Origin of the sequence: Streptomyces sp. NPDC091416, assembly GCF_044756845.1 — a bacterium.
In the GTDB taxonomy this organism is placed as follows: domain Bacteria; phylum Actinomycetota; class Actinomycetes; order Streptomycetales; family Streptomycetaceae; genus Streptomyces.
Genome location: NZ_JBIVTU010000020.1, coordinates 49,432 through 69,245, shown reverse-complemented (window position 1 = coordinate 69,245; position 19,814 = coordinate 49,432). Strand labels below are relative to the sequence as shown.

Annotated in this window: 20 protein-coding genes and 1 riboswitch; of the genes, 15 read left to right on the top strand and 5 right to left on the bottom strand. The window is 71.4% G+C overall.

The annotated features are described in order from the left end of the window. Positions 1-98 precede the first annotated feature (98 nt). The gene (locus ACIQMX_RS37945; protein WP_402485121.1) at positions 99-1,277 is read left to right on the top strand and encodes an ROK family protein; all 1,179 of its coding nucleotides are present in this window, start codon (positions 99-101) and stop codon (positions 1,275-1,277) included. A 189-nt stretch (positions 1,278-1,466) separates the two neighbouring features. On the opposite strand, the gene ACIQMX_RS37940 is transcribed toward ACIQMX_RS37945, so the two are convergent. Beyond that, positions 1,467-3,809 carry a chitinase C-terminal domain-containing protein gene (locus ACIQMX_RS37940; RefSeq protein WP_402485118.1) on the bottom strand — a complete coding sequence of 781 codons (2,343 nt, stop codon included), beginning with the start codon at positions 3,807-3,809 and terminating at the stop codon, positions 1,467-1,469. Positions 3,810-4,073: 264 nt separating this feature from the next. Continuing rightward, a riboswitch (FMN riboswitch) is annotated at positions 4,074-4,204 on the top strand. A gap of 155 nt (positions 4,205-4,359) precedes the next feature. Between ACIQMX_RS37940 and ribD the strand changes: the two genes are divergently transcribed. From ribD to ACIQMX_RS37890, 10 genes are all read left to right on the top strand, one after another. Continuing rightward, positions 4,360-5,460: a bifunctional diaminohydroxyphosphoribosylaminopyrimidine deaminase/5-amino-6-(5-phosphoribosylamino)uracil reductase RibD gene (ribD, locus tag ACIQMX_RS37935; protein ID WP_402485115.1), complete on the top strand. Its 1,101-nt coding sequence runs from the start codon at positions 4,360-4,362 to the stop codon at positions 5,458-5,460. Beyond that, positions 5,461-6,078, top strand: a complete 618-nt coding sequence (locus ACIQMX_RS37930; protein WP_363078397.1) for a riboflavin synthase — start codon at positions 5,461-5,463, stop codon at positions 6,076-6,078. After that, a complete protein-coding gene (locus ACIQMX_RS37925; protein WP_328892839.1) occupies positions 6,075-6,719 on the top strand; it encodes a nicotinamide mononucleotide transporter family protein in 645 nt (214 codons plus the stop codon). The genes ACIQMX_RS37930 and ACIQMX_RS37925 overlap by 4 nt, the downstream gene beginning before the upstream one ends. After that, positions 6,716-8,014: a bifunctional 3,4-dihydroxy-2-butanone-4-phosphate synthase/GTP cyclohydrolase II gene (locus ACIQMX_RS37920; protein ID WP_363078399.1), complete on the top strand. Its 1,299-nt coding sequence runs from the start codon at positions 6,716-6,718 to the stop codon at positions 8,012-8,014. Before ACIQMX_RS37925 ends, ACIQMX_RS37920 begins: the two co-directional genes overlap by 4 nt. A gap of 36 nt (positions 8,015-8,050) precedes the next feature. Next, a complete protein-coding gene (gene ribH / locus ACIQMX_RS37915) occupies positions 8,051-8,536 on the top strand; it encodes a 6,7-dimethyl-8-ribityllumazine synthase (protein ID WP_266776450.1) in 486 nt (161 codons plus the stop codon). Positions 8,537-8,571: 35 nt separating this feature from the next. After that, complete coding sequence (locus tag ACIQMX_RS37910; RefSeq protein ID WP_018524273.1) at positions 8,572-8,844, top strand: phosphoribosyl-ATP diphosphatase; 273 nt, start codon at positions 8,572-8,574, stop codon at positions 8,842-8,844. A 59-nt stretch (positions 8,845-8,903) separates the two neighbouring features. Then, on the top strand, positions 8,904-9,752 hold the full coding sequence (gene hisG, locus ACIQMX_RS37905) for an ATP phosphoribosyltransferase (protein WP_402485110.1): 849 nt from the start codon (positions 8,904-8,906) through the stop codon (positions 9,750-9,752). Positions 9,753-9,774: 22 nt separating this feature from the next. Then, entirely contained in the window at positions 9,775-10,227 is a 453-nt protein-coding gene (locus ACIQMX_RS37900) for a PH domain-containing protein (protein WP_363078403.1), read from the top strand. A 184-nt stretch (positions 10,228-10,411) separates the two neighbouring features. Next, a complete protein-coding gene (locus tag ACIQMX_RS37895) occupies positions 10,412-11,779 on the top strand; it encodes a hemolysin family protein (RefSeq protein ID WP_363078405.1) in 1,368 nt (455 codons plus the stop codon). Beyond that, positions 11,776-12,873, top strand: coding sequence for a hemolysin family protein (locus ACIQMX_RS37890; protein WP_363078407.1), 1,098 nt, complete (start codon positions 11,776-11,778; stop codon positions 12,871-12,873). The genes ACIQMX_RS37895 and ACIQMX_RS37890 overlap by 4 nt, the downstream gene beginning before the upstream one ends. A gap of 75 nt (positions 12,874-12,948) precedes the next feature. Here the strand turns inward: ACIQMX_RS37890 and ACIQMX_RS37885 are convergent, their stop codons facing one another. Together ACIQMX_RS37885 and ACIQMX_RS37880 are read right to left on the bottom strand one after the other, a co-directional pair. Further along, the gene (locus ACIQMX_RS37885; protein ID WP_363078409.1) at positions 12,949-14,865 is read right to left on the bottom strand and encodes an AAA family ATPase; all 1,917 of its coding nucleotides are present in this window, start codon (positions 14,863-14,865) and stop codon (positions 12,949-12,951) included. Positions 14,866-15,224: 359 nt separating this feature from the next. Further along, complete coding sequence (locus ACIQMX_RS37880; RefSeq protein WP_402485106.1) at positions 15,225-15,854, bottom strand: uridine kinase; 630 nt, start codon at positions 15,852-15,854, stop codon at positions 15,225-15,227. A 181-nt stretch (positions 15,855-16,035) separates the two neighbouring features. Between ACIQMX_RS37880 and ACIQMX_RS37875 the strand changes: the two genes are divergently transcribed. Further along, positions 16,036-17,403 carry a peptidase C39 family protein gene (locus tag ACIQMX_RS37875; protein WP_402485103.1) on the top strand — a complete coding sequence of 456 codons (1,368 nt, stop codon included), beginning with the start codon at positions 16,036-16,038 and terminating at the stop codon, positions 17,401-17,403. Between the two features lie 147 nt (positions 17,404-17,550). On the opposite strand, the gene ACIQMX_RS37870 is transcribed toward ACIQMX_RS37875, so the two are convergent. Both ACIQMX_RS37870 and ACIQMX_RS37865 read right to left on the bottom strand, forming a co-directional pair. Beyond that, entirely contained in the window at positions 17,551-18,234 is a 684-nt protein-coding gene (locus ACIQMX_RS37870; protein ID WP_402485099.1) for a permease prefix domain 1-containing protein, read from the bottom strand. Continuing rightward, entirely contained in the window at positions 18,231-18,572 is a 342-nt protein-coding gene (locus ACIQMX_RS37865) for a helix-turn-helix transcriptional regulator (RefSeq protein ID WP_363078416.1), read from the bottom strand. The genes ACIQMX_RS37870 and ACIQMX_RS37865 overlap by 4 nt, the downstream gene beginning before the upstream one ends. An 82-nt stretch (positions 18,573-18,654) precedes the next feature. Between ACIQMX_RS37865 and ACIQMX_RS37860 the strand changes: the two genes are divergently transcribed. From ACIQMX_RS37860 to ACIQMX_RS37850, 3 genes are all read left to right on the top strand, one after another. Beyond that, complete coding sequence (locus ACIQMX_RS37860; RefSeq protein ID WP_402485096.1) at positions 18,655-19,131, top strand: hypothetical protein; 477 nt, start codon at positions 18,655-18,657, stop codon at positions 19,129-19,131. Further along, complete coding sequence (locus tag ACIQMX_RS37855) at positions 19,128-19,406, top strand: DUF3817 domain-containing protein (protein WP_363078420.1); 279 nt, start codon at positions 19,128-19,130, stop codon at positions 19,404-19,406. Before ACIQMX_RS37860 ends, ACIQMX_RS37855 begins: the two co-directional genes overlap by 4 nt. Positions 19,407-19,644: 238 nt before the next feature. After that, positions 19,645-19,791 carry an SCO1431 family membrane protein gene (locus ACIQMX_RS37850; RefSeq protein ID WP_363078422.1) on the top strand — a complete coding sequence of 49 codons (147 nt, stop codon included), beginning with the start codon at positions 19,645-19,647 and terminating at the stop codon, positions 19,789-19,791. Positions 19,792-19,814 lie beyond the last annotated feature (23 nt).

Here is a 19,814-nt window from a genome sequence, read left to right as displayed (position 1 = left end):
ACCCCGTCCGTGTGCGGGCAGTAAACTATCAGGAACCCTGCCTGATAAATAGACCGCCCGATCCCACCACCGCGGCGGAGATCTGGAAGGATCCCGGCATGCCCGCATCACCGAGCACCGCCCGGGCCATCAACGACCGGCTCGCCCTGCGTCTGCTCCAGCAGGACGGCCCGCTGACGGCCACTCAGTTGAAGTCCCTGACCGGGCTCTCCCGGCCCACCGTCGCCGACCTCGTCGAGCGGCTCCAGGATGCGGGCCTGATCCGGGTGGTGGGCGAGACCGGCGCCGAGCGCCGGGGACCCAACGCCAGGCTGTACGGGATCGTCGCCGACCGTGCCCACCTCGCCGGGCTCGACGTCCGTACCGACAGCGTCGCCGTGGTCGTCGCCGACCTGCTGGGCGTCACGCTGGCCGAGGACACCCTGCCCATCGGCAGCGACACCCCCGTCGACGACGCGGTGGAGCAGGCCGCCGCGCTCCTGGAGCGCACGGCACGCAGCGCCGGCACGGCGCCGCTGCACAGCGTCGGCATCGGCGCCCCCGGCCTGATCGACCCGGTCACCGGCGAACTGCGGGACACCAGCGGCCTGCCCGCCTGGCACCGCCGACTGGTACGGGCGCTCCAGCAGCGGCTGCCGGCGACCGTGCTCGTGGAGAACGAGACCAATCTCGCCGCGGTCGCCGAGCACCGGATCGGGGCCGCCCGGGACCACGACACGTTCGTCCTGCTGTGGCTGGGCCACGGCGTCGGGGCGGCCGTCATGCTGGACGGCACACTGCGCCGGGGCGCGTCGGGCGGCGCGGGCGAGATCGGCTTCCTGCCGGTTCCCGGCACGACCGGGATTCCCTCGGCCGCCAACTGCGACGGGGGGTTCCACTCCCTGGTGGGCTCGGCGTCCGTCTGTGAACTGGCCGCCGCCCACGGCATCAACGCACCGGCCGCGGGCCAGGAGCCCGGCGCCGCGGTCGCCATCCGTGCGGCGCTGGCGGGGGAGGGCGACGCCGAGGCCTTCCTCGACACGTTCGCCGACCGCCTCGCCCTGGGCGCGGCCGCCGTGGCATCGGTCCTCGACCCGGGGTACGTCCTGCTGGCGGGCGAGGTGGGCCACGCGGGGGGAGACGCGCTTGCCGCGCGTGTGGAGGAGCGGCTGACCATGATGTCGCCCCTGCGCACGGAGGTCCGACCGGGCCTGCTGGGCGGTACGGCGGTGTTGCGGGGCGCGGTGCTGGCGGCCCGGGAGGCGGCCCAGGACGCGTTGTTCGCCCCGGCTGGGTGAGCGGGTTCCGCCATCGAGCGCCGGACGGGCCGGTGGGTGCGGGGCTCCGCGGGTGTGCGTCCCCGTCGGCGGAGTCCTCTCCCCGGAGCGGCACCGCCCCCATCGCCCATGGGGCTGTGGGGGCGGAGAGCGAGGACGGAAACCCGCGGACGGGGACCGGGCGGATGCCCCGGTCCCCGTCCGTGAGGATCAGCAGGCGCCGAGGTCCTGCCAGACGCCCCATTCACCGGTGGACCCGGGTGTCTCGCCCTTCGTCCACCACTTCGCCTTCCACTGGTGCGAACCGTGGCTCACCGTCGCCCCCGCGCCGTACTCGGCCGAAGCGCTCCAGGCCCCCGCGGCGCACGTGCCTCCCGTGGGGTCCGGGCTGGGCCCGCCCGTGCCGGACGGGTCCGGCGTGGGCGTCGAGCCGCCCGGCTCGACGACCGTCGTGCCCCGGGCCAGGTCGGCGGCCAGCGCGTAGGACCGTCCGCCGAAGGTCACCGTCCAGTTCGACGGGGTTGACGTCGGCAGGTAGTACGTGAAGTCGACCTGGACCGAGGCGCCCGGCGCGAGAGTCTGCCAGGCGGGCAGCTTCAGCGAGACGCGGTTGTAGTCGCCCTTCAGCCCGCCGATGTTGTTCGCGGCGGTGTGGTCGCTGCGCACGATCGTGGTGCCGAAGCCGGACTGGTCCTTGGCGTTGGCGGGCGCCGAGGTCGCGTAGTCGAACTGGAACTCCGTGCCGCCGGGCAGCGTCGCCTTCGTGTTGTTGGTGATCTTCAGCTTGGGGCTGATCGGGTAGTTGGAGTCACCCAGCGGGAACTGGTCGAAGGACACGTCGATGTCCAGCGCCTGGGCCGGCAGGTCGATGGTGGAGCGCTTCGCCCCGTACGGCGCGGCCGACTTGAAGGTGTCGTACATCGTCGAGGTGAGCGTGGAGCCCGGCTCGTACTGGCCCTTGGCCGCGTTCCAGCCGTAGTCGCCCGCCAGCTCCCAGATCATCGTGCCGCCGATGCCCTTGTCGGCCACGTAGTCCGCCTTGGCCTTCACCGACTGCTCGTCCTCGGTGGAGAGGAAGACCTTCTTCTCGGCGTTCCACAGCCACGGCGCGACGAGCGTCGAGTCGTAGTTGCGGACGTAGGTGCCGGTCAGCTTCGTGTCCGCGGGGAATCCGTAGTCCGTGACGTAGTCACCGACGACGCCCTTCTCCAGGTTCTTCGCGTGCCACATCGGGTTGGAGCCGGCCGGTGCCTCCTTGCCCGCGGTGTCCTGGTCGTGCCAGAGGTTGTCGATGCCGACGGCGCCGTCACCGCACTTGGTCAGCCCCGCGCCGGCCGGGCAGCTGGTGGAGGCGGCCTTGCCCCACAGGCCGTTGGTGCCGCCCTGCACGTTCTTGAAGCCGCGGGTGTAGTACGGCAGCCCGATGTTGATGCGCCCGGACGGCATCGAACCGCGGAAGTAGTGGTAGGCCCAGTCGGTGTTGAGGTAGCCCGTCCCGCCGTACTGCGAGGTCGAGTAGACGCTCGCCTGGGCGAGCTCGGCGTCCTTGCCGTCGTCGAACAGGGCGGCGTTCGGGCCGACGTACTCGTTCCAGGCGCCGTGCAGGTCGTACGACATGATGTTGACGTAGTCCAGGTACTTCTGGACCTGGAAGGTCTCCATGCCGCGCAGCAGGTAGCCGGACGAGGGGGCGGCGACGCTGAGCAGGTAGTGCTTGCCGTCGGCGGCGGACGCGCGGTCGAGCTTTTCGCGCAGGGTCTTCATCAGGGACGCGTAGCCCTTGACCAGACCGGCCCGGCGGGCGTTGGACAGGGTCCAGTCCAGCGGGTTTCCGGCGTCCTTCATCGTGGTCGGGTACTCGTAGTCGATGTCGACGCCGTTGAAGCCGTACTTCTTGATGAAGTCGACCGTCGAGTCGGCGAAGGTGTTGATCCCGGCCTGGTTGACCGAGCCGTCGGCGTTGGTCGCCATCGAGTAGAAGCCGCCGGAGTCGACCCGCTTGCCGCTGTCGTCGAAGTAGCCGCCGGTCTCGGCCCAGCCACCCACCGACACCATCGTCTTCACGTTCGGGTACTTCTTCTTGAACTTGTTGAGCAGGTTGAAATGACCCTTGTAGGGGAGGTCCGGGTCCATTTCGGCACCGGCGACTCCCGGCCACGTCATACCGGTCGAGGCGTTCTCCGGACCGTCGCCGCCGACCGAGAGCTTGTTGGCGCCGTCGACGTGGGCGAACGCGTAGTTGAGGTGGGTGACCTTGTCCCACGGGATGTCGGAGGCGAGGTAGGCGGGCTTGCCGTCCTTGCCGGTCCGCCAGTTGGTGAAGTAGCCGATGACCCGCCGCGGGTGGTCGGCGCCCATCTTCTCGCGGCCCTCGGAGTCGTACACGGAGCAGTACGGGACGGCCACGCCCGGGGTCTCGTAGAGCCCGTCGGGGCGACAGGACTCCTGGTCGGCGGCTTGCGAGGGGGCTGCGGCGAGTGAGCCGACCAGCAGGGCGGCGACACTGACGCCGGCTGCGAGCAGGGTGGCTCTCGCGCGAGTGGGGGACAGCACGTTCGGTTCCTCCTGGGGAGGTCGGCAGAACACAACTGACAAGGGGGTGGGTCGTGTTGGTTCCCCGGCGTGCGCACACCCGGGAACCGATCCTCGGAGGTGACGCAGAGATTAAGAGGACTAGACCAGTGCGTCAATAGGTCTGGACCAATAGGGTGGGAGTGTCCGAAAAAAGCCCTTGTCACGGCCTGTCTGTGAGCCACTCCACAGCGTTCGCCCGTATGGGTCACGGCCACTCGTGGCACACTGATCGTGTACCAGCAGCAGCGCACTCCGGGGTCGGTGCAATTCCGAACCGGCGGTTATAGTCCGCGACCCGTCCGCATCCAGCGGCCGGTTGACCAGGTGGGATTCCTGGACCGACGGTTAAAGTCCGGATGGGAGGCAGTGCGCGGCGGGCCGTTTCGCGGGTACGCCGCCGTCGGCGGATGGGTTTCGGGCGACCGATCCATCCGTCTTTCGGGCGTTCGGCGTCCCTGTTCAGCGTTCCGCTTCATCTGTCGTCATCGACAGGCCCCGGAGTCCGTGCCCGAAGAGGCAGGAGGACCCGGTGGACACCGCAGCCGACATCACCGCCATGCGCCGAGCCATCGCGCTCGCCGCCCGCGGCCTCGGCTCCACCAGCCCCAATCCGGTCGTCGGATGCGTCATCCTCGACGCGACGGGGCGCCCCGTCGGCGAGGGCTACCACCAGCGTGCCGGCGGCCCCCACGCCGAGATCCACGCCCTGCGCGCGGCCGGCGAGAAGGCTCGTGGCGGCACCGCCTACGTCACCCTCGAACCCTGCAACCACACCGGTCGCACCGGCCCCTGTGCCCAGGCGCTCGTCGAGGCCGGCGTCGCCCGCGTCGTGTACGCGGTCGGCGACCCGAACCCGCAGGCCACCGGCGGTGCGGACACCCTGCGCGCCGCCGGGATCGCGGCCGGGCAGGGCCTCCTCGCCGAGGAGGCCGAAGCGGTCAACGCCGCCTGGCTGACCTCGGTGCGCCGCGGCCGCCCGCACGTCACCTGGAAGTACGCGGCGACCCTGGACGGCAGGATCGCGGCCGCCGACGCCACCAGCCGCTGGATCACCTCCGCCCAGTCCCGCGCCGACGTCCACCGGCTGCGTGCCGAGGCGGACGCCGTCGTGGCCGGCTCCGGCACCGCCCGCACCGACGACCCCCAGCTCGGCGTGCGGGGCATCGACGGTGCCGTCCAGCCCCTGCGGGTGGTCGTCGACACCGCCGCCACCGCCGTACGGCCGGGCGCCCGGGTCCTCGACGGCACCGCACCCACCCTGATCGCGGTCGCCGACGACGCCGACGCCCGCCACCTCCCCGTCGAGTCCGTCCTGCGGCTGCCCCGCGCCGCGGGCGGCCCCGGGCTGGACCTTCCCGCACTCCTCGCCGCCCTCCACGGGCGCGGCGTCCGCTCCGTACTCCTCGAAGGCGGCCCGACCCTGGCCGGGTCCTTCGTCGCGGCGGGACTGGTCGACAAGGTCGTCGGCTATCTCGCCCCCGTGCTCCTCGGCGCCGGCCCCGCGGCCCTCGCCGACGCCGGAATCTCCACCATCGCCGAGGCGTTGCGCCTCGATGTGACCGAGACCGAACACATCGGCCCCGATCTCCGCATCACCGCCGTCCCCGGCCCCGCCCGGAAGGAAATCTGAGTGTTCACCGGAATTGTCGAAGAACTGGGTGAGGTCACCGCCGTCGAGAAGCTCGACGACGCCTCCCGATTCCGCCTGCGCGGCCCCGTCGTCACCGAAGGCGCCAAGCACGGTGACTCGATCGCCGTCAACGGTGTCTGCCTGACCGTCGTGGACCTCGGCGAGCACGAGTTCACCGCCGACGTGATGGCCGAGACGCTGAACCGCTCCAGCCTCGGCGCGCTGGCCACCGGCTCGCGGGTCAACCTGGAGCGCCCCATGGCGCTCGGCGGCCGGCTCGGCGGGCACATCGTCCAGGGCCACGTCGACGGCACGGGCCGCATCCTCGAACGCAAGATCTCCGAGAACTGGGAGATCGTGAAGATCTCCCTCCCCGCGGACCTCACCCGGTACGTGGTGGAGAAGGGCTCGATCACCGTCGACGGCGTCAGCCTGACCGTCGTGGACGCCGGACCCGACTACTTCACCATCAGCCTCATCCCCACCACCCTCGCCCTGACCACGCTCGGCATCAAGGAGCCCGGCGACCCGGTCAACCTGGAGGTGGACGTCATCGCGAAGTACGTCGAGCGGCTGCTCGGCAACTCCGCTCAGGAGCCCGGGGAGACGGCGAAGTGAGCGCCCTGCACTGGCTGAACTCGGAGGCCTTCACCGTCTTCGACCAGCACATCATCTGGTCCGACATGATCGGCAACACGATCGGTCTGATCGCCCTGACCCTGGGCTGGCTCCGCTCGATCTGGACCTGGCCCGCCCAGCTCCTGTCCGGCGTCGTGCTGGTCGCCGCCAACGTCTCCGTCCACCAGGCCGGAAGCGTGGGCAAGCAGGTCATCGTCATCGCGGTGGCGGTCTGGGGCTGGCAGCAGTGGACCCGGGGCCGTCAGCAGGCCCAGGACGGTTCCATCGCCGTACGCTTCGCCACCTGGCGCGAGCGCGGCTACCTGCTCGGCGGCGCCGCCCTCGGCACCCTCGCGGTCGGCGGCCTGTTCACCGCGTTCCCCTCGCTCTCCTGGAGCCCGTGGGCGGACGCGTACATATTCGCCGGCACCCTCGTGGCGATGCTCGCCCAGGCCCGCGGCATGGTCGAGTTCTGGTTCGCCTGGCTCCTCGTCGACCTGGTCGGCGTCCCGCTCAACTTCCACAGCGGGCTCGCCTTCTCCGGTCTCATCTACGTCGTCTACGGGGCCCTCGTCCTGTGGGGCATGCGCGACTGGTGGCTGCGTACGCGGACACCCGCTCTGGAAGGAGCCACGGCATGACTGCCCAGCCCACCTGGCTGCACCGCGATCACGACGCACCCGTCGAGGACCTTTCCCTCGACCCCGTCGCGCAGGCCATCCGCGACATCGCCGCCGGCCGGCCCGTCGTGGTCGTCGACGACGAGGACCGGGAGAACGAGGGCGACCTCGTCATCGCGGCGGAGAAGGCCACGCCCGAGATCGTCGCCTTCATGATGAGCGAATGCCGCGGACTCATCTGCGCGCCCATGGAGAACGACGAGCTGGAACGGCTCGAACTGCCGCAGATGGTCACGCACAACACCGAGTCGATGAAGACCGCCTTCACCGTCTCCGTCGACGCCTCCGCCGCGCACGGCGTGAGCACCGGCATCTCCGCCGCCGACCGGGCCGCCACGCTCCGGCTCCTGGCGGGCGGCACGGCAGGACCGGGCGACTTCGTGCGCCCCGGCCACGTCTTCCCGCTGCGCGCCCGCTCCGGCGGGGTGCTCGTGCGCAACGGCCACACCGAGGCCGCCGTCGACCTCGCCCGGCTGGCCGGACTGCGGCCCGCCGGGGCCATCGTCGAGATCGCCGGGGAGGACGGCGTCATGCTGCGACTGCCCCAGCTGGTGCCGTTCGCACGCAAGCACGGACTGACGATCATCTCCATCGAGGACCTGATCGCCTACCGCCGTACCTCCGAGCCGACCGTCCGCCGCGAGGCCGAGGTACGGCTGCCGACCGACTTCGGCGCGTTCACCGCGTTCGGCTACCGCTCCACCGTGGACGGCGTCGAGCACGTCGCCCTGGTCCACGGCGACATCGGGACCGGAGAGGACGTCCTCGTCCGGGTCCACTCCGAGTGCCTGACCGGCGACATCTTCCGGTCCCAGCGCTGCGACTGCGGCCCCCAGCTGCAGGCCTCGATGCGGCGCATCACGGAGGAGGGCCGCGGCGTCGTCGTCTATCTCCGCGGCCACGAGGGCCGCGGCATCGGACTGCTGTCCAAGCTGCGCGCGTACGAACTCCAGGAGCGCGGCATCGACACCCTCGACGCCAACCTGGAGCTCGGCCTGCCCGCCGACGCCCGGGACTACGCGGCCGGCGCCCAGATCCTCAAGGACCTCGGCGTCCACAGCCTGCGGCTCATGACGAACAACCCGGAGAAGACCGCCGCCGTCCTGCGGTACGGCCTGGCCGTCACCGGCCGGGAGCCGATGCCCGTCCAGGCGGGCGAGCACAACCTGCGCTACTTGCGCACCAAGCGCGACCGCATGGGCCACGACCTGCCCTGGCTCGACGCCGCCACCGCGTCGACCTGCGGCAACCAGTAACACACCAGCACCTATCCGGAACGAAGTAGGAGAGACATGAGCGGCAAGGGCGCACCCGAACTGTCCGTACGCAACTGCGGTGACCTGCGCGTCGCCGTCGTCGCGGCGCAGTGGCACGAGAAGGTCATGGACGGACTCGTCGACGGTGCACTGCGCGCGCTGCACGAGCTGGGCATCGACGAGCCGACCCTGCTGCGGGTTCCCGGCAGCTTCGAGCTCCCGGTCGTCGCGAAGGTGCTGGCCGGCCGCGGTTACGACGCGATCGTCGCCCTCGGCGTGATCATCCGCGGCGGCACCCCGCACTTCGAATACGTGTCCCACGGCGTCACCAACGGCCTGACCCAGGTAGCCGTGGACACCGGAGTCCCCGTCGGCTTCGGCGTCCTCACCTGTGACACGGAGGAACAGGCGCTCGACCGGGCCGGCCTGGAAGGGTCCAACGAGGACAAGGGGCACGAAGCGGTCACCGCCGCCGTGGCCACCGCCACCACACTGCGCTCGGTCAGCGAACCCTGGCGCTGAGTGCGGGTCCCGGACCCCGTATTCTTAAGGACATCATGGCGAACAAAACCTTCGAAGAGCTCTTCGCCGAGCTGCAGCTCAAGGCCGCCAACGGCGACCCCTCCACCTCCCGTACCGCCGAACTGGTGGACAAGGGCGTGCATGCCATCGGCAAGAAGGTCGTCGAGGAGGCCGCCGAAGTCTGGATGGCCGCCGAGCACGAGAGCAAGGACGCAGCCGCCGAGGAGATCTCGCAACTGCTGTACCACGTCCAGGTGATGATGGTCGCGCGCGGAATCTCCCTCGACGACGTCTACGCCCACCTCTGAGCACGACCTCCGCATCCGCCCGACGTTCCCGACCTCTTTCGCAAAGGAAACCCGACCTCATGCTGCGCATCGCCGTCCCCAACAAGGGTGCTATCTCCGGGCCTGCGATGGCGATGCTCCATGAGGCGGGCTACAAACAGCGCAAGGAGTCCAAGGAACTGGTCCTGGTCGACCCCGAGAACCAGGTCGAGTTCTTCTACCTGCGTCCGCGCGACATCGCGATCTACGTCAGCTCGGGCCGCCTCGACATCGGCATCACCGGCCGCGACCTGCTGCTGGACTCCGGTGCCGATGCCGAGGAGATCCTCCAGCTCGGCTTCGCCCGCTCCACCTTCCGCTACGCCACCAAGCCCGGCACCGCCGCCGGGCCCCAGGACTTCGACGGCATGACGATCGCCACCTCCTACGAGGGCATCGTCGCCAAGCACCTGGCCGACACCGGCGTCAACGCCTCCGTCGTCCACCTCGACGGAGCCGTCGAGACCGCCATCGAACTCGGCGTCGCCCAGATCATCGCCGACGTCGTCGAGACCGGCACCAGCATGCGCAACGCCGGACTCGAAGTCATCGGCGAGCCGATCATGAAGTCGGAAGCGGTCGTCATCCGCCGCACCGGCGCCGCCACCGACGATCCCAAGGTCCAGCAGTTCCTGCGCCGTCTCCAGGGCGTCCTGGTGGCCCGCAGCTACGTGATGATGGACTACGACTGCCGCGTCGAGCACCTGGAGCGCGCCGTGGCCCTCACCCCGGGCCTGGAGTCGCCGACCATCTCCCCGCTGCACCACGAGGGCTGGGTCGCCGTCCGGTCCATGGTCGCCTCCAAGGAGGCGCAGCGGATCATGGACGACCTGTACGACCTCGGCGCCCGCGCCATCCTCACCACGGCCATCCACGCCTGCCGCCTCTGACGGCGGGACACGGAAGAAGACCATGCCAGCCCCCGCACTCCCCGCCCTTCCGGTCACCTTCCGGCCCACCCGGACCCGGGTGGTCCTGCTGACCGTCGGAGCGGTGATGTTCGCCGTCATCACCGCCGTCGCCTTCACCCTCGAACAGCTCAGCGGGGGAGAGCGGGTCAGCTTCATCTTCACCGCGCTGCTCTTCTTCGGCGTCCTGGCGCTGCTCAGCCGCCCCCGGATCGTGGCGGACGACAGCGGGGTGACGGTCGTCAACCTCACCCGCACCAGGCGGCTGTCCTGGGCGGAGATCGTGCGCGTCAACCTGCGCGCCGGCGACCCGTGGGTCTTCCTCGACCTCAGCGACGGGACCAGCATGCCCGCTCTCGGCATCCAGCCCGGAATCGCCAAGGAGCAGGCCATCCGCGACGCCCGGACGCTCCGCGCCCTCGCCGAGAACCGCGGCACCGGCACGGACAACCGCTGAGCCCCCTGCCCCGTACGGCCTCTCGTTGACTACTCTGGAGGGCGGCGGCGCCCTGTGCGCCCCGCCCCGCACCAGAGGCCCCCAAGGCCGGCGGGGCTTTCCTGCGACCCAAGGAGTGACTCCCTCCAGCAATGGACGGATCGTCCGGTAGTACCTGCGCCGCCCCTTCAGTGGAGGCGGCGGTATGACCACCCCCCTGCTGCTTCTCGGTGCGGCATTCCTTCTCATCCTCGCCAACGGATTCTTCGTGGCAGCCGAATTCGGGCTCGTCACCGTGGAACGGGCGGACGCCGAGAGCGCCGCCGCCGAGGGCGACCGACGGTCCCGGACCGTCGTCGACGCCCTGCGCGAGCTCTCCTTCCAGCTCTCCGGCACCCAGCTCGGCATCACGATCACCTCACTGGTGGTCGGGATGCTCGCCGAACCGGCGCTCGCCCAGCTGCTGCACGGCCCCCTCGCCCTGACCGGTCTGCCCGACGGTGCCGTTCCCGGCATCAGCGTGGTCATCGGCATGCTGGTCGCGGCCGCCGTGCAGATGGTCATCGGCGAACTCGTACCGAAGAACTGGGCGGTCTCCAAACCGCTCCAGGTCGCACGGTTCGTCGCCGGACCCCAGTTGGGGTTCACCCGGGTCTTCCGCCCGGTGATCGGACTGCTGAACACCGTCGCCAACCGGCTGGTGCGGCTCCTGGGAGTCGAGCCGGCCGAGGAGCTGGCATCGGCCCGTACGCCGGGGGAGCTGGTCTCCCTCGCGCGGCACTCGGCCGAGGCCGGCACCCTCGAACAGGACACCGCCGACCTCTTCGTGCGGACCCTGTCGCTCGCCGGGCTCACCGCCCAGCACGTGATGACCCCGCGCGTGAAGGTCAGCGCCCTCCAGTCCTCCGCGACCGCGCAGGACGTCCTCAACCTCACCCGCGCCACCGGCCTCTCCCGCTTCCCCGTCTACCGGGAGCGCATCGACGAGGTCGTCGGCATGATCCACCTCAAGGACGCGCTGGCCGTACCCGCCCAGGACCGGCTGCGCACCCCCGCCGGCCGGATCGCCGTGCCGCCGCTCCTGGTCCCCGAGACCCTGCCCGTGGAGCAGCTGCTCCAGCGGCTGCGCAACGAGCAGCCGATCGCCGTCGTGGTCGACGAGTACGGCGGCACCGCCGGAGTCGTCACGCTGGAGGACATCATCGAGGAGCTCGTCGGCGAGGTACGCGACGAGCACGACGCCGAAGGCGCCGACCGCCCCGAGCTGGCCGCCGCAGCCCCCGAGGACGGGCGGCCCGCCTGGGACGCCGAAGGCAGCTGCCGGGTGCTGACCCTGCGCCGCATAGGCCTCGACGTTCCCGACGGCCCCTACGAGACCGTCGCCGGACTGGTCGCCGACCTGCTGGGCCGGATCCCCGCCCCCGGCGACCGGACCGAACTGCCCGGCTGGCGGATCGCCGTCCGCCAGGTCGGCCACTACCGGGCCGAGAAGGTCCGCTTCGTACGCCTGGCCGACTCGCCCGCACCGGCCGCGCCGCAGACCTCCGGCCGGGTTCTGGAGGCTGCGCGATGAGCCTGGTCCAGTTGCTCTTCGCCGGACTTCTCGTCCTGGCGAACGGCTTCTTCGTCGGGGCGGAGTTCGCCCTCGTCTCGGTGCGCCGCAGCCAGGTCGAACCCCTCGCGGCAGCCGGATCGAGCCGGGCCCGCCAGGTGCTGTACGGCCTGGAGAACCTGCCGCAGATGATGGCGGCCGCCCAGTTCGGCATCACCGTCTGCTCGCTGACCCTCGGTGCCGTCGCGGAACCGACCGTCGCCCGTCTGCTGGAGCCCGTCTTCCACGCGGCGCACCTGCCCGAGGGCATGGTCCACCCGCTGGGCTTCGTGCTGGCGCTGGTCCTCGTCGTCTTCCTCCACCTCGTCATCGGCGAGATGGTCCCGAAGAACCTGGCGATGGCGGCCCCGGAGAAGACCTCGCTGTGGCTCAGCCCCGGCCTCGTCGGCTTCGCCCGGCTCTGCCGGCCGGTCACCTCGGCGCTGGGCGCCTGTGCCCGGCTGGTCCTCCGGCTCTTCGGCGTCGAGCCGAAGGACGAGGTGGAGGCCGTCTTCACCAGCGAGCAGCTCAACCGGCTCGTCGAGGACTCCGGGCAGGCCGGGCTCCTGGAGCCGGAGGCGCAGGAACGGCTGGAGGACGCCCTGGAGCTCGGCAGCAGGCCCGTCACCGACGTGCTCCTGCGCAGAGCGGCCCTGGTGACGGTGGACCCCTCCGTCACTCCGCGCCGGATCGAGGAGCTCACCGTACGGACCGGCTTCTCGCGCTTCCCCGTCTGCGCGGAGGGCGGCGGCCCGTTCATGGGCTACCTGCACGTCAAGGACGTCCTCGACCTGGAGGACGGCGAGCGGGCCGTCCCGCAGCACGTGTGGCGCCCCATGGCCACCGTGCGGGCCGAGCTGCCCCTGGACGACGCCCTGACCGTGATGCGCCGCGCGGCGACGCATCTGGCCCAGGTCGCCGACGCGTCGGGCCGGGTGCTGGGCCTGGTCGCCATGGAGGACGTGCTGGAAATGCTGGTCGGAGAGGTACGGGACCCGGCCCACCGGGTCTCGGAGCCGCGCCGCACCGAGGAGCGGCAGACCGGCTCGGACGAGCTGTCCGCCCTGGTCGGGTAGCGCCCGTTCCGCCGGTTCGGGCGCGCCCAGGTCGGGCAGCGCCCGTTCCGCCGGTCCGGGCCGGCAGGAACCGCCTCAGACCTCGGGCGGCTCCTGCCGGCCCCGGCCCACCGGCCCCCGTCCGGACAGCACCTCGCCGTACGCCTGCATCAGGTCCGGAAGCCGCAGCGTCGCCAGATCGTCCCGTGTCGGCACCGTTGCGTACCCCGAGAGCCGCAGGTCGCGGTAGGCACAGCTCTTCTCGTACAGCGTGCGCAGGAAGCGGCCGTTGCCCAGCTCGTCGAGCCAGCCCTGGTCGACGACATGGCCGCTGATGGACCGCAGCTCCTCCAGCGACTCCTCGTCCCAGGCGTCCCCGTTCTCGGCCGCCAGCACCTCACCGATGGAGGTGAGCTCCAGGGGCCGGTAGCTGGGGAAGTCCACCCGGGTGGTGAAGCGCGAGGAGAGCCCGGGGTTGGTGGACAGCAGCCGGTCCATGCCTTCCGGATAGCCGGCCAGGATGACGACGAGATGGTCCCGGTTGTCCTCCGCGCGCTTGAGGAGGACCTGAAGCGCCTCGTCGCCGTACGCGTCGCCCTTGCTGTAACCGGTGTTGGAGAGGCTGTACGCCTCGTCGACGAAGAGCACGCCGCCCAGCGCCGAGTCGATCAGCTCATTGGCCTTCACCGCCGTCTGGCCGAGGAACTCGCCCACCAGGTCAGCCCGCTGGGCCTCGACGAGATGGTCCCCGCCGAGCAGGCCCAGGGCGTAGAAGACCCGTCCGAGGATCCGCGCCACCGTGGTCTTTCCGGTCCCGGACGGACCCGAGAAGACGAAATGCCGCTTCGGCGGCTGTACGGGCAGCCCCTGGCCCGCCCGCAGCCTTGCCATGTTCAGCTGCGCCGACAACGCCTTGACCTGCCGTTTCACCGGCTCCAGGCCGACCATCCGCTCCAGCTCCGCCAGTGCCTCGGCGAGCAGCGCGGGATCGCTCGGCCCGGCCGGGAACGACTGCGGGGCGGACTGACCGGGGACCGCGGTCTTCTGCCGGGCCCCGCCCGGGGGCGGCGACACGTCGATGCCCGGCAGGTCCTGCGGCTCGACGCCCGGCCGCAGCTCCCTGCCGTCCACCAGATCGGTGCCCAGCAGCGAATCGCCGTCCGGCTGCGCCTCCGTGAACGTACCGTCGGCGCCCAGACCGGTCAGCGAGACAGGGGCCAGGCCGGATGCCTCCTCGGAGCCGTCCAGCCCGTCGTAGTCCGCGATCGCGGCCAGCCGGGCCGAGGTGTCCATGAACGCGGGGTCGATCCGGTGGACCGCACGGTACAGAGGCAGTGCGGCGGCGCTGCGGCCCGTGCCCTCGTGCGCGCGGGCCAGCCAGTAGCGCAGTTCCTTGCGCTGGGGCTGCTCACTGCGGCAGCGCATCAGCGCGGTGGACAACAGGGGTTCGGCCTGCCCGTACATCTCCAGCCGCACCCGCGCCATCCCGCCGAAGAGCCCCGCCTCGATGCCCAGCAGCGGATCGTCGACCAGGTGCTCCGTATGGCGTACGAGCTGCTCCCAGTCCTTGACGAGATAGGAGCGGCAGGCATGCAGGAAGCGGACCTGCGGATCGGCGTCCACCGGCGGCAGGCCGGCCAGCGCCCGGTCGAGGTCGGGCACATGGCGGCCGTCCAGCCAGTGCGAGGCGTGCGCGAGCAGCAGGTCGCGCGGGCTTTCCAGCACCGGCTGCACCCACCAGCCCAGCCAGTACCAGGAATTGAGTGTGCGTCGGTGACGTGCGCGCTGATCGCCGAAGCGGTCGCGATGGCGGTACATGTGCAGCAGTGCCGTCGTCGTGTCGACCCGCAGCGCATGGAGGCCGAGCCAGGCGTCCGCCATACCGGGATCGAGGCGTACCGCGGCTCTGAACTCCTCCTCGGCCTGCGGGTAGGCGCCCATCGTGTAGGCGTCCACGCCGCGCAGCCACGCGAGGTCGGCCGGGGCCTGTGCGCCCTGCGTGCCGATGTCCATCAGGTCCCCCACAAACCGTGCCCCCAGGATGTCCCGCCGCACGACAGCCCGCCGAGGCGCGCCGGATCACTGTGCCATGGACGGGAATTGACCGCACCGAGAGGCATCGTACCTGCGCAGGGAGTGTGCGACTAAGGGCGCCGCAGGCCGAAGACCGGCCGTGACCCACGGTGATCGGAACGGGGTAGGGCGAGGCCGGAAGCCGGCGTCGGGCACAGAACGAAGCCCCCGATCACGGGGGAACAACCGGGGGCTTCGCGTCTGCGGGGGCTCCGAAAAGCCGCACATTGAGAACGTAAGACCTGTACCGCTCCCGGGTCAAGCAGAGTTGAGGCACTTCCGGTCCGATTTCCGACTGCTCAGTATGGCGGCGCGGGGTGATCACTTTGGGTGACGAATGAGTCTGTTCCTGCTGCCGGAGGGGCTCCCTCCAGCCACTCGTACCCCACAGGCAACTGACGTACCAGAGCGTCGGCCCAGGGGCGTGAGGGATCGGCCGAGAAATGAGCTGCCTCGGCCGTCGTCCAGCCGTCCCAGAAGGCGCTCAGCGACGGCCCGTCCCGCCTCCGGCCCCGCTCCCAGGACTCCGCGGCCGGCAGGTCCATCCACAGCACATGGGCGAGGACGGGGCGCAGGGTCCGCCGTCCCGCGCCGACCCCCTCGATCAGCATCAGCGGGGCGGGGGCCAGGGTGCGCGGCGGCCCGAAGCCCCGCGCCGTCCAGTCGTACGGCGCGTAGCGGGCGGACTCGCCGCGCGACAGCGGGCCGGTCACCTGCTCCCGCAGCCTGCCGGTCCAGTCGAAGAGTTCTTCGTGCGTGGCCAGATTGTCCAGATGCAGCACGGGGGCGTCGTCGAGCGCCGCCGCGAGCCGGGCGGCGAAGGTGCTCTTGCCGGATCCCGCGTGGCCGTCGACGGCGATCAGCCGGACCGGTCCGCAGGACGGCGGCAGGGTCCGCAGCCGTGCGGCGAGGCGCGAGAGGTCGTTCATGGCTCCAGCCTACGAGTCGGTGGCCGGCGCGGAGCCGTCGCAGGTCACGCCAGTGGTCCACACCAATATTGGTTGGTCGGCACGAGCCGAATCGCTGGCCGAACCGGGGCGCGACCCGCAATAGTTGGCGCACTGTCGTGCACCTGCCGCACCATTCCGTTTACGACCGGGGGTCTCGCCCATGCCCAGTCCGACCTCACGCAGAACCGTGCTCACCGCCGCGATCGCGGCAGCGGCCGGCGCCGGAACGGTGTCCTCCGCCGCTTCCGCGGCGGCCGCGGGCCCGCTCCCCGCCCGGCCCGGCTCACCTTCGGCGGCCCCTTCCGTGGACAACCGTTTCTGGACGACGTACACCGACTGGCGCTGCGGCTCCGGCGCCGGGACCCGCGCGGTCGCGGGCCGCCGCCCGGGGCTGGTGATCGGCCACGCGCTGGGGCGCACCGACTACACCGACCCGCACACCGGAACCACCGCGGCATGGGAGTACGCCACCTGGACCTCGCCGGTCCACCGCTCCTCCGTTCCGGCCACCGAGGTCATCGCGTCCTGGAACGCCGACACGCCCGCCGGCACCTGGATCCAGATCGAACTCCGGGGCGGATACTCGGACGGCACCGAGACCCCCTGGTACGTCATGGGCCGCTGGGCCGCCGGCGACGGCGACATCCGCCGTACCTCCGTCGACGACCAGACCGACGGCAAGAGCTCGATCTGGACCGACACGTTCTCGGTGGACGACGCGGCGAGCGGTCTGCGCCTGCTGTCCTACCGGCTGCGGCTGACCCTGTACCGCACGCCCGGCACCCGGCTCACGCCCACGGTGTGGCGCCTGGGCGCGATGGCCTCGGACATCCCGGACCGCTTCACGGTGCCCGCCTCCGCGCCCGGCCTCGCCCGGGAGCTGCCGGTGCCGCGCTACTCGCAGAACGTGCACGTGGGGCAGTACCCCGAGTACGACAACGGCGGCGAGGCCTGGTGCAGCCCCACCTCCTCGCAGATGATCGTCGAGTACTGGGGCCGCAGGCCCAGCGCCGAGGACCTCGCCTGGGTCAAGCCGGAACTGGAGGACCCGCAGGTCTGCCACGCGGCGCGCTTCACGTACGACAACCAGTACGAGGGCTGCGGGAACTGGCCGTTCAACGCCGCCTACGCGGCGACCTACGACGACATGAACGCCGTGGTGACCCGGTTGGGTTCGCTGAAGGACCTGGAGACCCTGGTCCGGGCCGGCATCCCGGTCATCACGTCGCAGTCGTTCCTCAAGACGGAGCTGACCGGTGCGGGCTACGGCACCTCGGGCCACCTGATGACGGTGATCGGCTTCACCGAGGACGGCGATGTGATCGCCAACGACCCGGCGTCGCCGAGCAACGAGGCGGTGCGGCGTGTCTACCTGCGCCACGAGTGGGAGACGATCTGGCTCCGCACCAAGCGCTATGACGCGAACGGGCAGGTCAGGAGCGGTACGGGAGGGGTCTGCTACGTCTACTGGCCCGCCCGGGCGACACCGGGGCAGCGTCGCGCGCTGGAGTCGCTGGGCCTGGCGTGACCGCGGCGCCGTGACCGCCTCGGCGGCTGCCGCTGTGCGCCGCGCGTCGCACGCCTCGCCCGCGGAGGACCGGGCCGTACGAGGGCCCGGTCCTCCGCGCGGGCGACGGGGAGTACCGGGCGCACGCCGTGCCGGTCACCCGGGCGGTTACCGCGTGACGGCGAGTTCTCTCACGGGCAGCCGTGCGCACGTGCGGCAGACGCGTACGGAGCCGGCCATCCAGCCGTGCGAGGCGGCGGCGAGTGCCCCGGCGAGCGCTGTCAGCGGCCAGTTCGTGGCCGGCGCGGAGGCGGCGGCGAGGGCGAGCGTGGCGACCGCCATGGACACGCTGGCGGTCGTGCCCGCCCACCCCACCATGCGCGGCAGCCGGTCCGGGATGGGCAGCCTGCGGGCGAGGGTGCCGGTGGCGGCGAGCGCCACCGCGGCGAGCAGGGCCGCGACGACCGCGGCCCCCGCCAGGTGGGCGGCCATCAGCTGAGCGGTCCGCGGCACCCGCTGGTCCTGGTCCGCGGTGCCGACGAGGTACCAGCAGGCGATCAGGAAGGGGCCGGTCATCGCGATGCGCCGGGCCGTGTGCCGGGCCTGGGCGATGGTCAGTTCCCGCTGGCAGCTTGCTATGAGGTCGGGCAGGGTCCCGAATTCGCGCACCGCTTCGGCGGCGGCGCGGCCATGGGGCAGACCCTGGCGGGTGTACTCCGCCACGGAGTCCGTGAGGCCGTCGCGTACCTCCTCGACCAGCCTCGACCTGGCCCGGGCGGGGCCGTGCAGGGACGATTCCAGCGAGGTGACGTAGTCCTCGACCGGGTCGTTCGTCCGGTCCGTGGAGCTCATGTGGCGAATCCGGGCGGTGTCGCCGGATTCAGGACCGAGCCGATCGCCGTCGTGAACTCGATCCAGGCCGTCCGCTCGCCGTCCAGGGTGCGCCGCCCCGCGTCGGTGAGCTCGTAGCAGCGCCTGCGCCGTTCCCCGACGGACTGCCAGCTGCTGCGGAGGAGCCCTACGCGTTCGAGGCGGTTCAGAGCCGGATAGATCGTGCCCGTCCGCAGTTCGAGAGCGCCTGAGCTGCGCTCCTGTACTGCCGTGATGATCGCGTACCCGTGCAGGGGGCCCTGCTCGACAACGGCGAGCAGCAGCCCGTCCAGGTGGCCCCGTACCGCGTCCTGTCTCATGAGTAGGCAGCCTACACAACGGCATAGTTGGCATGCTATCTATTGGCAGCCAACATATTTGCTGCCAAGGGGAGAGCCCGCAGTGACCAAGGTGCTGTTGTCCGTGCATGTCCTGGTGGCGATCCTGGCGATCGGGCCGATCGCCGTGGCCGCCTCGATGTTTCCGCGCTACGCACGGCAGCTGGCGGCCGGGGAGGGGGATCCGGGCGGCCGCGCCGCCGGGATCGCCGCGGTCCTGCACCGGATCTGCCGCGGCTACGCGCTCTTCGGTATCGCCCTCCCGGTCTTCGGGTTCGCCACCGCCGCCCGGCTCGGCGTGCTCACCGACGTGTGGCTCGTCATCTCGATCGCCCTGACCGCGCTCGCGGCAGCCGTCCTCGCGCTGGCCGTCCTGCCGGCCCAGCGGCGCGTACTGGCGTCGGCGGGCGGACCGGCCGATCCGGACGCGCCGCCTCCGCAGGCGGGCCGGCTGGCCATGCTCACCGGCGTCTTCAACCTGCTGTGGGCGGTCGTCGTGATCCTGATGATCGTCCGTCCCGGCTCCACGACGGGCGCGTGAGGGGCGTGCGTTCCCTGCGGATCGCGGCCGCCGTCGAGGCCGTCTCCCTCCTCGTCCTGCTGGCCAACGTGCTCACCGTTCACGCCGCGCCGGTCACCTCGCTCTGCGGACCGCTCCACGGCACGGCCTACCTCGTCGCCCTGGCGATGACCTGGGTGGCCCCGGGCGCCTCGTCGGGCGCCAGGTGGCTTGCCCTGATCCCGGGGATCGGCGCGATGCTCGCCCTGCGGCGTCTTCGCGAGACCTGCGGTGCCGCTGCCGTCGCGCGCACGTAACCCCTGGCCGGCCGGCGCCGGCGGCGGTGTGGCGTCGGGCACACACGGCGTCCGCGATCGGCGCCGCCCCTCCGCCCGCGCCCGCCCGGCGACGGGCCCGGCGGCCGTCGGCATCCGCTGACGCGGTCCGGCCGGATCCGGGGCCGTGACGCAGATCTCTACCCCGAGCACCCGCCGGGCTGGCACTGTGGTCGGGTCCTCGGGGGACAACGACTGCCGGCCGACCGAACGAGATGCCATGACCGCGACTGCCACCACCGCTCACGCCCGCCGCCGCGCACGGACCGGCGGTCCCGAGGACGGCTCCAAGCTGCTGGAGAACATCCTGGGCTGGACGCTCGTCGTCGTCATCGCCATGTTCGTCACGCAGCTCGGCCTCATGTGACCGGCGTCCGTTCCCGGACGTGA

Bases quoted from the DNA above. Each gene is read 5' to 3' on its own strand.
- ACIQMX_RS37900 (WP_363078403.1), top strand. From the start codon at position 9,775: ATGCCAGCCCCCGCACTCCCCGCCCTTCCGGTCACCTTCCGGCCCACC.
- ACIQMX_RS37895 (WP_363078405.1), top strand. From the start codon at position 10,412: ATGACCACCCCCCTGCTGCTTCTCGGTGCGGCATTCCTTCTCATCCTC.
- ACIQMX_RS37945 (WP_402485121.1), top strand. From the start codon at position 99: ATGCCCGCATCACCGAGCACCGCCCGGGCCATCAACGACCGGCTCGCC.
- ribH (WP_266776450.1), top strand. From the start codon at position 8,051: ATGAGCGGCAAGGGCGCACCCGAACTGTCCGTACGCAACTGCGGTGAC.
- ACIQMX_RS37880 (WP_402485106.1), bottom strand. From the start codon at position 15,854: ATGAACGACCTCTCGCGCCTCGCCGCACGGCTGCGGACCCTGCCGCCG.
- ACIQMX_RS37870 (WP_402485099.1), bottom strand. From the start codon at position 18,234: ATGAGCTCCACGGACCGGACGAACGACCCGGTCGAGGACTACGTCACC.
- ACIQMX_RS37865 (WP_363078416.1), bottom strand. From the start codon at position 18,572: ATGAGACAGGACGCGGTACGGGGCCACCTGGACGGGCTGCTGCTCGCC.
- ACIQMX_RS37885 (WP_363078409.1), bottom strand. From the start codon at position 14,865: ATGGACATCGGCACGCAGGGCGCACAGGCCCCGGCCGACCTCGCGTGG.
- hisG (WP_402485110.1), top strand. From the start codon at position 8,904: ATGCTGCGCATCGCCGTCCCCAACAAGGGTGCTATCTCCGGGCCTGCG.
- ACIQMX_RS37850 (WP_363078422.1), top strand. From the start codon at position 19,645: ATGACCGCGACTGCCACCACCGCTCACGCCCGCCGCCGCGCACGGACC.
- ACIQMX_RS37875 (WP_402485103.1), top strand. From the start codon at position 16,036: ATGCCCAGTCCGACCTCACGCAGAACCGTGCTCACCGCCGCGATCGCG.
- ACIQMX_RS37890 (WP_363078407.1), top strand. From the start codon at position 11,776: ATGAGCCTGGTCCAGTTGCTCTTCGCCGGACTTCTCGTCCTGGCGAAC.
- ACIQMX_RS37910 (WP_018524273.1), top strand. From the start codon at position 8,572: ATGGCGAACAAAACCTTCGAAGAGCTCTTCGCCGAGCTGCAGCTCAAG.
- ACIQMX_RS37920 (WP_363078399.1), top strand. From the start codon at position 6,716: ATGACTGCCCAGCCCACCTGGCTGCACCGCGATCACGACGCACCCGTC.